The 14,379-nt window shown below is 43.7% G+C and carries 10 protein-coding genes; all 10 read left to right on the forward strand.

Annotated elements, in window-relative coordinates:
• Positions 1-423: 423 nt before the first annotated feature.
• The 10 genes from QZ998_RS05785 to gatA all read left to right on the forward strand — a co-directional run bounded on the left by QZ998_RS05785 (position 424) and on the right by gatA (position 14,378).
• Positions 424-1,617, forward strand: coding sequence for an FprA family A-type flavoprotein (locus QZ998_RS05785; protein WP_296558802.1), 1,194 nt, complete (start codon positions 424-426; stop codon positions 1,615-1,617).
• Between the two features lie 41 nt (positions 1,618-1,658).
• Positions 1,659-2,735 carry a tRNA 2-thiouridine(34) synthase MnmA gene (mnmA, locus tag QZ998_RS05790; protein WP_296558804.1) on the forward strand — a complete coding sequence of 359 codons (1,077 nt, stop codon included), beginning with the start codon at positions 1,659-1,661 and terminating at the stop codon, positions 2,733-2,735.
• A gap of 311 nt (positions 2,736-3,046) precedes the next feature.
• On the forward strand, positions 3,047-4,990 hold the full coding sequence (locus QZ998_RS05795; protein ID WP_296558806.1) for a hypothetical protein: 1,944 nt from the start codon (positions 3,047-3,049) through the stop codon (positions 4,988-4,990).
• Between the two features lie 12 nt (positions 4,991-5,002).
• Entirely contained in the window at positions 5,003-5,686 is a 684-nt protein-coding gene (locus QZ998_RS05800) for a response regulator transcription factor (RefSeq protein ID WP_296558808.1), read from the forward strand.
• A 91-nt stretch (positions 5,687-5,777) separates the two neighbouring features.
• Positions 5,778-6,986 carry an ATP-binding protein gene (locus tag QZ998_RS05805; RefSeq protein ID WP_296558809.1) on the forward strand — a complete coding sequence of 403 codons (1,209 nt, stop codon included), beginning with the start codon at positions 5,778-5,780 and terminating at the stop codon, positions 6,984-6,986.
• Positions 6,983-8,122: an iron-containing alcohol dehydrogenase gene (locus QZ998_RS05810; protein ID WP_296558810.1), complete on the forward strand. Its 1,140-nt coding sequence runs from the start codon at positions 6,983-6,985 to the stop codon at positions 8,120-8,122. The genes QZ998_RS05805 and QZ998_RS05810 overlap by 4 nt, the downstream gene beginning before the upstream one ends.
• Positions 8,123-8,210: 88 nt before the next feature.
• Positions 8,211-10,418, forward strand: a complete 2,208-nt coding sequence (locus QZ998_RS05815) for a UvrD-helicase domain-containing protein (RefSeq protein ID WP_296558812.1) — start codon at positions 8,211-8,213, stop codon at positions 10,416-10,418.
• Positions 10,419-10,443: 25 nt separating this feature from the next.
• On the forward strand, positions 10,444-12,435 hold the full coding sequence (gene ligA / locus QZ998_RS05820) for an NAD-dependent DNA ligase LigA (RefSeq protein WP_296558814.1): 1,992 nt from the start codon (positions 10,444-10,446) through the stop codon (positions 12,433-12,435).
• A 173-nt stretch (positions 12,436-12,608) separates the two neighbouring features.
• Complete coding sequence (gene gatC, locus QZ998_RS05825; RefSeq protein ID WP_296558816.1) at positions 12,609-12,896, forward strand: Asp-tRNA(Asn)/Glu-tRNA(Gln) amidotransferase subunit GatC; 288 nt, start codon at positions 12,609-12,611, stop codon at positions 12,894-12,896.
• A gap of 9 nt (positions 12,897-12,905) precedes the next feature.
• Positions 12,906-14,378: an Asp-tRNA(Asn)/Glu-tRNA(Gln) amidotransferase subunit GatA gene (gene gatA, locus QZ998_RS05830; RefSeq protein WP_296558817.1), complete on the forward strand. Its 1,473-nt coding sequence runs from the start codon at positions 12,906-12,908 to the stop codon at positions 14,376-14,378.
• Position 14,379: the final 1 nt, after the last annotated feature.

Genomic DNA, 14,379 nt, shown 5'->3' on the forward strand with positions numbered 1-14,379 from the left:
CAGCTCCTTTCACTTCAGATAGATATTTGGTCTTTGTCATTATAGCACAGCATCAAAAAAACTGTAAATGGAATGGAGGGTAAAATTTCGCAAGTCTTTTTATTAAATAACAAAGGCAGTAAAAGGAAAAATAATTAGAATAATGCATAAAAAGCAAAAAAAACACTGGATTTTTGAAATGTAATCGGTTATAATAAATCCATGGTGTGAAAACGTTTTAATTTCCTTTCTTAATTTTCTTAAAAAAGAGGTGTGTCGAGCATCTCTTTTTTATTTTTTGCCGGATACCACAATCTAGGTAAGAACACAGCATAGCCATTTTCTCTGGATTCATTCCGGACTATCTGTTTTTTTCTCTTGAAATATTTTCAATTTAGGGTTATATTTAAAGTCGAGAAAAGATAAGGAAAGTGGGGAAATAATATGAATGCAGTAAAAATCAAAGACGATATTTTTTGGGTAGGCGTGAATGATTATCAGACGACACTTTTTGAAGGTCTATGGCCAATCGATCAAGAAGGCGTTTCTTATAATGCTTACGTAATCAATGATGATAAAGTAGCTATCATTGATACGGTTAAGACCATCAAAGCGGATGAATATATAGAAAAAATTAAATCCATTATTGGAGACAAAAAGGTCGACTATCTGATTGTCAATCATATGGAGCCAGATCACTCGAGTGGGATTAATGATCTGCTGGCCGAGTATCCGGATATGGTCATTGTCGGAAATAAAAAAACCTTCCCGATGATGAACAATTTTTATAAAATTACCGAAAATCTTCACGAGGTAGGTGAAGGTGACACCCTTTGTTTGGGAAAACATACCCTCCAGTTTTTCATGACACCGATGGTTCATTGGCCAGAATCGATGGTTACCTATGATACGAACGATCAGGTGCTTTTTTCGATGGATATCTTTGGCAGTTTTAAAGCCCCGGTTGGAAGCATTTTTGATGACGAGAATGATCTGGCAGGCTTTGAAGAACCAACCCGCCGTTACTATGCCACTATTGTTGGCAAGGTAGCCGGACAGGCGTTGAAAGCACTTAATAAGCTTAGTGGAATCGAAATTGGAACGATTTGTCCATCTCATGGTTTGATTTGGCGGGATAATCCCAAATATATTTTGGATATGTACGTCAAAATGAGTGCCAAAGAAACCGATCCCGGAGTTGTCATCGCCTATGGTTCGATGTATGGTTGCACCCAAAGAGCAGCAGAAATATTAGCCATTGCCTTAAAGCATGAAGGGGTCAAAGAGGTGAAGCTTTATGATGTCGCCAAGACGGATATTTCATATATCATCTCTGACATCTGGAAGTATAAGGGTTTGTTTTTAGGAGCACCATCTTATTATGGTCAGATTTTTCCTAAAATGGCCAATCTGCTTTATAAATTGGGAGAAATTAAAGTTGATAATCACAAGGTTGGATTTTTTGCTGATTACAGCTGGAGCGGCGGAGCTGATAAAAACTTCAATTATTTTATTAACGAGGCAAAGGTCGATACCATTGATGAGATCCTGATGATTAAGGGAACCCCAGATGAGCAGGATATCATTGATTTAAATGAATTAGCCAAAAAAATGGCCCAAGAAATGGTTGTACAATAGCAAATAGTTGAAATGGTAAAAATCAGAGGGGGAAAACATAAATGAAAATCGTTGTGGGCATGTCAGGAGGGGTTGATTCATCGGTTGCTGCATTATTGTTAAAGGAACGTGGTTATGAAGTCATCGGTGTCTTCATGAAAAACTGGGAAGAGCAGGATGAATCGGGGGTATGTACCGCCACGGAAGATTATGATGATGTGCGACGGGTGTGTGATGCTATTGATATTCCCTACTATACAGTGAATTTTGCCAAAGAATATTACGACTCTGTTTTTTCATATTTCCTGGAAGAATATAAAAAAGGACGAACACCCAATCCCGATGTGCTTTGTAACCGGGAAATAAAATTTAAACGATTTTTGGATTATGCGCTCAAGGTGGTAGGTGGTGATTATTTGGCCACCGGTCATTATTCTCAAATTGATTTTGTCAACGAACAGTACCGATTAAAACGAGCCTTTGATCACAACAAGGATCAAACCTATTTTCTCTGTCAATTGGGGCAAAAAGAGCTGGCTGATGTATTATTTCCGATTGGCCATCTTTCCAAAGACGAGGTTCGTCAGATAGCGATCAAAAACAACCTCGTTACCGCCAAGAAAAAGGATTCAACGGGGATTTGCTTTATTGGCGAACGGAATTTCACCAAGTTTCTCAGTCAGTACCTGCCGGCTCAGCCAGGAAAGATTGTCGATCTGGCTGGTCAGGTAAAGGGAAGCCATCAGGGTCTGATGTACTATACCCTGGGGCAGCGAAAAGGCCTGGGGATTGGCGGTGAAGGAAGCGGAGAACCCTGGTTTGTAGTCAAGAAAGATTTGAATAAAAATGAATTAGTGGTGGTTCAGGGAGAAGGCCATGCGGCCTTGTACTCAAAAGCCCTGGAAGCCACCGAAATGAATTGGATCGGTGGTTATCCCCCGGCCAAAGAGTTTAAGTGTACCGCGAAATTCCGGTATCGTCAGTCCGATCAAGGGGTAATGGTTCGAGTGACTCAGGATCGCATCTACGTTGAATTTGATCAACCCCAAAAAGCGGTAACCCCGGGACAGGTAGTGGTTTTGTATCAGGCCAATATTTGTCTTGGTGGCGGAACCATTGATGCCGTTGAGATGATATAATAAGCCCGATTTAATTGATAAAAGAGCAAGCTTAATTTAGCTTGCTCTTTTATTTTTTTTGAGTAAAAAGCGCGGTTTTATGGTAAACTATAGTATGACATCAAGATAATGGGTGAAGCCTGTAAAAAAGCATGAGAAAATTCGTGAATCTAGAGAAAAGTAAGCAGGACGATAGGGAAGGATTATAAATAATGAAAACACCGTGCAATAAATGTGGAAAGACAATCGGTTTTTTTGATAGAAATTATAAGATAGATAATGAAAAATTAAACATAAAATATGATGGCCTTTGTGGAGACTGTAACAACGTCTTGAAAAAAGGTATTGAAAAATTAGATGACATGTACCAATGGATGATTAATAATCTTAAAAAAAATAAGGATGTTCAAAAAAATGGGATGGTTTCAGTTGAGGCAGATCTGCTGATTCTACTCGCAGTTGAGGCGCTCTTTTCGGTGGCGCCGGACTACTACGATTTAGATTCTCCGCTTAATCAGACCTTTATTCGAGCTAAAGAAAGTCGTGGAGTCGATCGGCAACGGGATATCGTCCGGATTGTCCATATTCTGCTGCTTTATGGGTTTGAACCCAATTTAATTGAACAGGGGCTCGATACTACCCGTAATTTTATTGCCTATATGATCCAGAATGAACAGTTTCTGGAAGAGGTGGAAGTCAATTGCGGAGTTGAGGACGAACTGATCAAAGCGAATGTGTTTTTAAGCCGACGGGGTCTGATCATTGACACCCTAGATAAGCCTAAACTGATTTACATTTCCATTCCCAGCGATGTCCTGGTAGACTATCAGGTACAATCCTCGGAAATCATCAATGAAGTGATCCTGAAAAATGTTTTTTATCCCTGGGATAAGAAAAAAAAGGTGGTTCTGACCCTTGTTTCAGAAAGTGTCTTGTTTTCAGTGGCCAACGCTATTGATCGGTTCAATCAGAAGACGGGTAAGCTTCAGGACAAGCTCAAAAAAGACAGTCTGGAATATTTCAATGACCAGGTTGTCGAAGATCTGGGAAAAATAAAACCGGGTGAATTCATTGAAGCAATCCATTTGGATTGTTTGCTTTTGTGTATTGTCAAAAATTTAAAAAGTCAAAAGATGTTTTCGATGGGGGCGTTGTTTGACCCCAAAGGCACCGCGATTGAGCTGCTTTGGGCTTATTATCGACAAAACTTAAGAAATATGGGGATTGACAACAACGAGAAAATTGTCACCTACCTCCTTAAAAATTGCCTCTACACGGAAGGGTTTCATATTAAACATGGCAATAAACCCAGTGATAAAGGTTGGGGTTTTTTTACAACCAAGGGCTATATTATTTACTTTAGACGAAGTCGGCAGGTGTTTTTTATCTATACTGAAGCCTTTCCCAATCCTCTTTATCATCCCTGCAATCGGGTGACCTATGAGGACAAGCAGTATTTGCAGCTGATTATGAACAATGGTCGAAGTTTGGGAGAAGAGCAACGCGAACTGGATGAACTGATCTTTTACAGTGACGAACCGGAGACCATTGCTCAGATGGAACGGTTTTTTCAACGACATAACCTTTATTATCAAATGGAAACCTTTCTCAAAAAGCAGAAAGAAGTTCAGCGAAAACGCGATAAATACCTGCAGGTTCAACGGATTATCAATCATATTTTTAATGATTTCGGATTTTTGCCCTACTGTATCTATGATGAGTGGTACGTGATTCAAACTGAACTAAAAAAGGACGACATCCTACTAAATAAACTGATCGATCCTGATGCTGGCTTGAGAAAAAATTATACCCTGGGTCAGATCACCTATGCGCCGAAAATTATCGAAGCCTTCAATCAGGGGGCAGAAGCTGTTCAGAACTCACTAAATATTGTCGAGGATTCGGTGGCTAGGGCGATTTTATGGGTTGCCTTTAAGGAGGCCGTCACCGAGACCCTGTCTCAGGAATGGGTACGGATTGCTGGGGAAATTCTTGATAAAGAAGATAATGCCCTTTCGGCATTTTTCAAGTACGTCAATCTCAAAAATATCGAGCCGGATAAGGTTTATTTCATGGGATTATTCATTTACCATCTGATGGATCGGGAAATCCTGCAGTCGGATAATTTTCTGGAGAACTATGAGGGTGCGGTACGGATTTTCCTTGAGTGCCGTCGGGTCATTGAAGAACCCAAGTTCGAGGGAACCATTCTTCCGATGGACAAACTGTTAGAAGAAGTATTTCCTGAGAAAAAGAAGCAAGAGAGCAACCTATAGAGGAGAAAAACGATGCGCGTTCTTTTAGTTGAGGATGAAAAGCCCCTGGCTGCGGCACTGGGGAAGATTTTTGAGAAAAATAAAATATTAGTCGATGTTGTTAATGATGGCATTGAAGGAAAAATACTCAGCGAGAATGATGTCTATGATGTGATTATCCTGGACATTATGCTCCCGGGGATGACTGGTTTAGAAATTCTGCGATCGATCCGGGAAGCAGGAAAGAATGTTCCGATTCTTTTATTAACGGCCAAAGATGACACCAAAGACAAGGTCAACGGACTAAATATGGGCGCTGATGATTATTTGGTTAAACCCTTTGTGACCGAAGAGTTAATAGCCCGGGTAAGAGCCCTGGGTCGGCGACCCTGGGAGGTTTATCAGGATAATGTGATCCACTTTTCAAACATTTCGCTAAATATCAATTCAGGGGAATTGTATGTTGATGAGATCTTAAACAGACTGACTGCCAAGGAAGCCCAGTTGCTGGAAATGTTTATTCGCAATCCCGGGATGATTATCTCAAAAGAACAGATTTTGGACCGGATCTGGGGGGTTGAGAGCCTGGCGATGGAGAACAGTGTTGAGATCTATGTCCATTATTTAAGAAAAAAGCTGGATTCCTCTCAAGCCTATATAAAAACCATCCGCGGATTGGGTTACGTTTTAAAGGAGAAGGAGAATGCTAAGCCTTAACAAGCTTCGGATCAACCTCACGCTCATGAATACGGGAGTCCTTATCGGACTCCTATTATTTATTTCCATTTTTCTATACGTCGTTTTAAGCATGGATGTTGAAACAAATGTGAATAATAATCTCAAAATATATTGTTCGCAGCTGGCCAACGAAATTGAATATCTGGAGCGACAGGAAGCGGGCCAGGAGGTTACCGAAGAAGAAAAACAGGGTTATTTTGAATATACCCGCAGTCTTGTTCAAAACAATATCTCCTATGTGATTTTCGATCAACAGTTCAGGGTTCTGGATCAGTCTTATTCGTTACCGCTTGAAGAAGCAAAGCTAGTGGATATTTCGAAGCACTATTTCGAAGGTAATAAAGAAAAATATTCGATCAGCAACTATAAGCATGGCGACAAGGATTATAAAATTTGCACCTATGCAGTGGTCAATAAAAATGGTGAATTAAAAATTGTTCAAGGCATGAAAAACATGGCGTCGGAACGATCACTGTTGGGAAATGCTCAGGAAATGGTCGGATTTACCATTTTGATCGGGGCTTCATTGTCCTTTTTGGGGGGGTATTTTTTGTCTGGTCGGTCCCTGATCCCGATTAAAAAAAGTGTCGAAAGACAACAGGAATTTCTGGCCGACGCATCCCATGAGCTACGAACACCGATTGCCGTGATCCAGACAAATCTGGAAGTGGTCAAGGCCAGCGCTGATGAAAGTGTTGAAAGTCAGCTGATTTGGATCAACAATGCTTATGACGAGATCCAATGGATGCAGCATATTGTCGAAGATCTGATGTTTTTAGCGCGGGCGGATTCTGGCGATATGATGGTACAGCAGGAACCAATCGATTTAACCTATTTAATCAAGGTGGTTTGTGAAAAAATGGCGCCCTTAGCCGGGAAAAAAGGAATTGCTTTTATTAATAAGCTAGACGATGATCTGGTCATCATCGGTGATGAAAAGCAAATTACCCAGTTGCTAATTATTCTATTGGACAACGCCATTAAATACAGCAGTGAAAATACTACGATTCGGATCATTGGGAAACAGACCCTTCAGGGCCTACTAGTGGAAGTGATTGATCAGGGGATCGGAATTCCTAAAGATGAGATTAACAAGGTAACCCAACGGTTTTATCGGGTTGACAAGGCGCGTTCCCGAACTGAAGGTGGAACCGGCTTGGGATTGTCAATAGCCAATTGGATTGTCGATGGACACCATGCTGGAATGATTATCGAGAGTGAAGAAAAAAAGGGAACCAAGATTACATTGAATTTTGACAAGGGGGTAGAAAAAAAGTGAGCAGCTTAAAATTTTACGGCGATGAGATTATTACCGGACCGGGCAGCCTGGAGGCCATTAAAAAAGTCATGGGACAACGGTTTTTTATTGTAACCGGAAAGACAGCCTTATTCAGAAATGGGACAATCAAACGAGCCGAAGCATTTTTAAAAGAAAGTGACAAGGATTACGACATCCTCAGCGGTATCGGAGCAAACCCCAGTGTGTTAGATATAGAAGCGGGTCTGATTAAGATGAAGGAATTTAATCCAGACGTGGTGATTGCCATCGGTGGTGGTTCGGTTCTGGATGCGGCCAAAGTCATGACGCTGATGTGCGAGTACGAGGGGTTAACCATTGATGCAATAAAAAACGGCCAGGCACCGGAAAAACGGGAGCGGGTTAAGCTGGTAGCGATTCCCTCAACCTCCGGAACGGCATCCGAGGTCACTCGGGCGGCAGTGATTACCTTCCCGGAAGAAAATATCAAAATAGGCCTAAAAACCAAGGCTTTTATCCCGGATCTAGCTATTCTGGATGGGGAACTGGCTCTGTCGATGCCGCCCACTGTGATGGTCGAATCGGGAATGGATGCCTTGACCCATAGTCTTGAAGCGTATATCAATAAAAACGCTGATGACTTCACCAAAACGATTGCAAAAGGAGCAGTGGAAGGTTTGTTAAAACACCTGCGCCAGTCCTTTGAAATTGGTGATATCGAAAGCCGGCAGCATGTCCACAATTTTTCTTGTCTGGCCGGATTCGCCTTTCAAAATGCCGGTCTGGGAATGGATCATGGCATTGCCCATGCCTTCGGGGGGCGTTTTGGAACTAGTCATGGACTGCTTAATGCGATTGCCCTGCCTTATGTGCTGGAATATAATGGGCGGGATCCTGCGGTAGCTGAGGATCTGGAACAGCTATCCCGGTTAATCGGAAAAAACATTATTGAAGAAGTCAAAGATCTCAATAAAACCTTTAATATCCCCAACTCCTTTAGTGCTGCGGGCATCCCGGAAGAGGAATTCAAAACCCACTATGATGAGTTGCTAAAGCATTCACTGATGGGCTCGACCCAAAGAAATCCAGTCACAATGGATGCGGCTGAAATGGATAAGGTTTTGACAAGCATTTATTATGGAGAAAAGAAATTTTAGTCAAGATACAAATGAGAAAGATGCAAAACTGAACCAGAAGTTCTCAGCACTTTGCAATTAACGATGAAATAAATATTTAGGAGAACACATGAGTTTATTAGACGGGTTAAACGCTCGACAACGAGAAGCAGCAGAAACCATCGATGGGCCACTATTAATATTGGCAGGGGCCGGATCAGGAAAAACACGAACCATTATCCATCGCATTGCCCATATTATTGAAACCGGACAAGCATGGCCGTCGCAGATTCTGGCCATCACCTTTACCAATAAAGCCGCCGGAGAAATGCGCGAGCGGATTGCTAAAATGAATATTCAGGACAGTAAACGAATTTGGATGTCAACCTTCCATGCCATGTGCGCCCGAATCATGCGTACCCATGCGCAATGGTTGGGCTATGATGACAATTTTGTCATTTATGATATGGATGACCAGAAGCGTTTATATAAAAGTCTGATCAAAGAATTGGATCTCAATGACAAGTATTTTACCAACCAGTTTTTAGCCGGCGAAGTCTCTAGAGCCAAAAATAACTTTGTCAGCCCGGAAGCCTATATAAAAGCAAATTCGGGAGATTTCAGAAAAGAACAGGTCGGACTTTATTATAAACGCTACCAGGAAAGCTTAAAAGCAAATAATGCCATGGATTTTGATGATCTGATCTACAATACCCTGGTATTATTCAAAGGGTTTCCAGAAATTCTGGAACAATATCAGAATCGCTTTAAATATATTATGGTTGATGAATACCAGGATACCAATCATAGCCAATACGAATTGGTCAATATGCTGGCAGCTAAAAACAAAAATATTTGTGTCTGTGGTGATGACGACCAGAGTATTTACGGTTGGCGAGGAGCCGATATTAACAATATCCTCGATTTTGAGAAAGACTATGCCAATGCCAAGGTGGTCAAGCTAGAAGAGAATTATCGCTCAACCCAGACCATTTTAGACTGTGCCAATGGCGTTATTGCCCGAAACACCGGTCGTAAAGAAAAGGCGCTGTGGACAAATAATGACGGCGATGAAAAGATAATGATCGCTTCCTTTAACCAGGGTTATGATGAAGCCCGGTTTATTGTTGATGAGATTAATGAAAATATTAGCAAGGGTAATGGGATCTACGGGGATTTTGCGATTCTCTACCGAACCAATGCCCAGTCTCGGCTGTTTGAAGAAGCGCTGATGCGGGCCGGTTTGCCTTTTCAGTTAATCGGCGGCACCGGGTTTTACTCTCGGGTTGAAATTAAAGATATCATTGCCTACTTAAATGTCCTGAGCAATCCCAAAGATAATATGGGCTTTATGCGAATTGTCAATGTCCCCAAGCGGGGGATTGGTTCAGCCACGATTGAAAAAATTGCTGAATATGCTAATTTTAAAAGCTTTAGCTTAATGCAGGCTTTTCATCATGTTGAAGAAATTCCGGAACTGAGCCCCAGTGTAAAAAATAAGGTTCGGGCTTTTAGCGAACTGATGAAGAAATTGGAAGCGCTTCAGGAGAGTGCCAGCTTAAGCGAGTTGATTTCGGCAGTGATTGAAAAAACCGGTTATCTGGAAATGCTCGAAACCGGAAAAATGGATAAGGGTGAAAGCCGCTTAGAAAACCTCCAGGAACTGGTATCTTCAGCGACAGACTTTGAAAAGAATAGCGACGACCTCAGTCTCACCGCCTATCTGGAAACCGTTGCCTTGTCATCAGAAACCGATAAGTACGATGGCGACCTCGGTAAGGTGCTGCTGATGACCCTTCATAACGCTAAAGGTCTGGAATTCCCGATTGTCTTTATTCCCGGTCTGGAAGAAGGGATCTTCCCCCATGGCCGCGCGATGGATTCGCCAGAGGATATTGAAGAGGAACGGCGGATCTGTTATGTCGGAATTACCCGGGCGATGAAACGCCTTTATATTTCCTGGGCAGCTGAAAGAACGCTTTACGGACGTCGCCAGCTCCAAACCCCTTCGCGATTTTTAAAAGAAATGCCAGAGCAGGTGTGCGTCGAAAATAAACAACGTTACGAGCGCAAACCGGAAATTGATATTGAAACCAAAAAGAATAAAACTTTTTCCGAGCGTGTTACCCAGTCAAAGGTAGCGATCCGCAGAAATAATGCCAATGCGGTTAACCTTCATAACAATCCGACGGAAACTGCTTTTGGACTGACCGATAAGGTTAAGCATAAGAAGTTTGGTATTGGTACCGTGGTTGAAGTAAAAAACAATATGATTTCGGTCGCCTTTCCGGGGGTGGGGATCAAAAAAATGGATCCGACTTTTGTCGAAAAAGCTTAGTAAAATATAAGGATAGGAAACGCGTATGAGCAATACCCGAATTAAAGATTTAAGAAAAAAAATAGCAGCATACAACAGAGCCTATTATCTCGATGATGCACCCCTGGTTTCCGACTATGATTATGATCAGCTGATGCAGGAACTGATTGCTTTGGAAACCGAAAACCCGGAATGGATCACCCCGGATTCGCCGACCCAACGGGTTGGCGGAAGCCCTTCAGAAGGCTTTGACAAGGTCGTTTACAGCCGTCCCAAACTGAGCCTGAGCAATGCCTTTGAGGCTGGTGACCTCCGCGATTTTGACCGCCGGGTAAGGCAGATCTGCCCCGCGGCCAGCTATGTGGTGGAATATAAATTTGACGGGCTAACGGTGGTGCTTAACTATCAAAATGGTGTGTTTGTTCAGGGCGCCACCCGGGGTGATGGCGAAGTGGGAGAGAATGTTACCACCAACCTTAAAACCATCCGAACCATCCCGCTACGTCTTTCGGAACCGGTAACCCTAGAAGTTCGGGGTGAGGTGTTTATGGGCAAAGCCGATTTTGAAAAACTGAATCAGCGTCGTCTGGCAGACGACGAAAGCCCTTTTGCCAACCCCAGAAATGCGGCCGCCGGATCCTTGCGGCAATTAGACCCCAGGTTAACGGCGTCCCGGCCACTAGATATTTTTGTCTTTAATCTGGAAGCGGTAGATGGTTTTGAACCAAAAACTCACATCGAGACCCTCGATTATTTAAAAACCTTGGGTTTTAAAACCAGCGCAGTCAAGACCTTTAGCGATATCGAAGCGATCATTGACTACTGCAGCCTGATGGAAGCAGAAAGACGTAATCTGCCCTTTGATATCGACGGTCTGGTGATTAAAGTCGATGAATTGTCCGATCGGGAGTTGCTCGGTAATACCTCAAAAAGCCCCCGCTGGGCGATCGCTTACAAATTTGCGCCAGACCAGGCAATTACCACCGTGGCTGCGATTACTGTTCAGGTTGGCCGAACCGGTGCCCTGACCCCAGTGGCCGAACTTGCGCCGGTATCACTAGCGGGGTCGGTGATCTCCCGGGCAACCCTCCATAATGAAGACAATATTAGCGCAAAAGATATCCGCATTGGCGATCATGTGGTGATCCAGAAGGCGGGTGATGTTATTCCGGAAGTCGATCACGTGGTGTTTGAAAAGCGATCGGGAAACGAGGTTGTTTTTCAAATGCCAAAACGCTGTCCGGTTTGTGATGAACCAACCTTTCGGATTGCCGGGGAAGCGGTGACTAAATGCCTGAACATGGCCTGTCCGGCGCAGCTGTTTCGAAAACTGGTGCATTTTACGTCCCGCGATGCGATGAACATCGAAGGGCTGGGAGCGGGCGTGCTGCGGCTGTTGATGGACGAGAAACTGGTAATCAACCCAGTCGATATCTATCATCTGGATGAGAAAAGAGCGCAGTTAGTCACTCTTGAAAAGTTGGGCGAAAAATCGGTCGACAATCTTTTGGCCGGTATTGAAGCCTCTAAAAAACGGGAATTATCGCGGCTGATTTTTGCTTTAGGAATTCCCCTGGTCGGTGCCAGAGGTGCGAAAATCCTGGCAGACCATTATCAAAATATGGAAAATTTGGTTCTGGCTCAAGCGGACGATCTCAAAGCGATTTTTGAAATTGGCGAAAAAATGGCCACCGAGATTGTCGATTTTTTCCAGACGCCTACTAATATTGAAATTATCAGAGGGTTAGAAGCCGCAGGTTTGAAGATGACTCAGGAAACCCGATTGGATTCTCAGACCCTTGCCGGTAAGACCTTTGTGCTCACCGGCACCCTGCCCACTCTCGACCGACGTGAAGCCAAAGCGCTGATCGAGACCAATGGCGGGAAGGTAGCTGGAAGCGTCAGTAAGAAGACCGATTTTCTCTTATCCGGTGAAAAATCCGGGTCTAAATATGAAAAAGCCCAGTCGCTGGGAATTGCAATAATTGATGAAGAAGCGTTTTTAGGCCTTGTCACGGGTGGTCGGTTTGATCTATAATGAAGGGTGATTTTTAGAATCAGACTGACAGCTCCGACTGTTAACATAGAAAATCAGCCTAGTGTTTATCTTAACGAAGTGCGTAAGAGTAGTGCGTAAGAGTAGTGCGCAAAAAGTGCATAAAGAAATGATTAAAAAAGGTAGAAAGTCAACAGCAAAGAAAGGATAACAATATGAGTTTAACACGAGAAGATGTCACCTACGTGGCCAATCTTGCCCGTTTGGAATTTTCCGAGGATGAAGTGACAGCGTTAGCCGAGCAACTGGGTGCAGTGCTTAATTATGCCGAAACCCTCAGCGGATTGGATACCTCTAAAATTAAGGCCACCGAACATGTGCTGGCGGTTCAGAATGTCTTTCGGGAGGACGAAATCAAGTCCTGCCTGACTAATGAAGAAGCTTTGGCTAATGCACCGGAAAGCGAAGCCGGGTGCTTTAAGGTTCCCCGGGTTATGGAATAGGAGGCAATAATGGAATTATATCAAAAAACCATCCATCAAATAAATGACCTTCTGGATAAAAAAGAAGTCACGGTTACGGAGGTAACCCAAGCGGTGGTTAACCGCATTAACGCAGTTGAAAAAGCGACCGATGCTTATCTCAGTCTCCAGACCGATGACGCTTTGGAAGCGGCTGCGGCAGTAGATGCCGAGCTGTCCGGGCGAGCCCAAAAAACTCCCCTAGAAGGAATACCCTACGGTCTCAAAGACAACATGTGTACCAAGGGGATCTTAACCACCTGTGCCTCAAAAATGCTTTATAACTTTAATCCTCCTTATAATGCTGCGGTTTATGAAAGACTTAGCGAAGATGGCGGTATTTTGTTGGGAAAAACCAATATGGACGAGTTTGCCATGGGTTCTTCGACCGAAAATTCAGCCTATAAGAAGACCCGCAATCCCTGGGATTTAAACAAGGTGCCCGGCGGATCCAGCGGCGGATCAGCGGTTGCGGTGGCCGCCGATACGGCCTTTTACAGCTTGGGTTCAGACACCGGCGGATCGATCCGTCAGCCAGCCTCTTTTTGTGGGGTGGTGGGGATGAAACCAACCTATGGTCTGGTTTCCCGTTATGGTCTGGTGGCCTTTGCATCGTCGCTGGATCAGATTGGACCCTTCACCAAGGACGTGCAAGACTGCGCCCTGGTGTTAAATGCCATTGTTGGCCATGATAGCAAGGATTCCACCTCTCTCAATCTTAAAAAAATTGATTATAGCAAAAACCTCAAGCAAGGGGTTAAGGGGTTAAAAATTGGCGTGGCCAAAGAATTTTTCGGCGAAGGTTTGCAACCGGAAGTCCGCAAAAGCCTGGAAGATGCCATGGCCATCTACAAAACCCTGGGGGCTGAAATCGTCGATGTGTCCTTCTTACATCTGGATTATGCCTTATCTGCCTACTATATGATTTCATCGGCTGAAGCCAGCTCCAACCTGGCCCGTTACGATGGCATTCGTTATGGTTTCAGAGCCGAAGAATACAATGACCTGATTGATCTTTACAAGAAAACCAGAAGCCAGGGTTTTGGCGACGAGGTTAAACGACGGATCATGCTGGGCACCTATGCCCTCAGCTCCGGTTATTATGATGCCTATTATAAAAAAGCGATGCAGGTGCGAACCATCATCAAGGCCGATTTTGATCAGGTCTTTGGCGGTTGCGATGTGCTGTTGACGCCAACGGCGCCGACTACCGCCTTTGGGATCGGTGAAAAAACCAGCAATCCGCTGGAGATGTATTTAACCGATATTTACACCGTACCGGTTAACATTGCTGGGATTCCCGGACTTTCAATTCCCTGTGGCTTAGACAACAACGGAATGCCGATTGGGATGCAGCTGTTGGGACCGATCTTAAGTGAAGAGACGCTGTTAAAAACCGCCTGGGCCTTTGAGCATGAATCAGGCCTGGCAAATTTAAAAGCACCATTGGGAACGGAGGTCTAAA

It is taken from the genome of uncultured Acetobacterium sp. (genome assembly GCF_927416815.1).
GTDB lineage: Bacteria > Bacillota > Clostridia > Eubacteriales > Eubacteriaceae > Acetobacterium.

Coding starts and splice junctions, on each gene's coding strand:
- gatC (WP_296558816.1), top strand. CDS start 12,609: ATGAGTTTAACACGAGAAGATGTCACCTACGTGGCCAATCTTGCCCGT.
- gatA (WP_296558817.1), top strand. CDS start 12,906: ATGGAATTATATCAAAAAACCATCCATCAAATAAATGACCTTCTGGAT.
- QZ998_RS05785 (WP_296558802.1), top strand. CDS start 424: ATGAATGCAGTAAAAATCAAAGACGATATTTTTTGGGTAGGCGTGAAT.
- QZ998_RS05800 (WP_296558808.1), top strand. CDS start 5,003: ATGCGCGTTCTTTTAGTTGAGGATGAAAAGCCCCTGGCTGCGGCACTG.
- mnmA (WP_296558804.1), top strand. CDS start 1,659: ATGAAAATCGTTGTGGGCATGTCAGGAGGGGTTGATTCATCGGTTGCT.
- QZ998_RS05815 (WP_296558812.1), top strand. CDS start 8,211: ATGAGTTTATTAGACGGGTTAAACGCTCGACAACGAGAAGCAGCAGAA.
- ligA (WP_296558814.1), top strand. CDS start 10,444: ATGAGCAATACCCGAATTAAAGATTTAAGAAAAAAAATAGCAGCATAC.
- QZ998_RS05805 (WP_296558809.1), top strand. CDS start 5,778: ATGGATGTTGAAACAAATGTGAATAATAATCTCAAAATATATTGTTCG.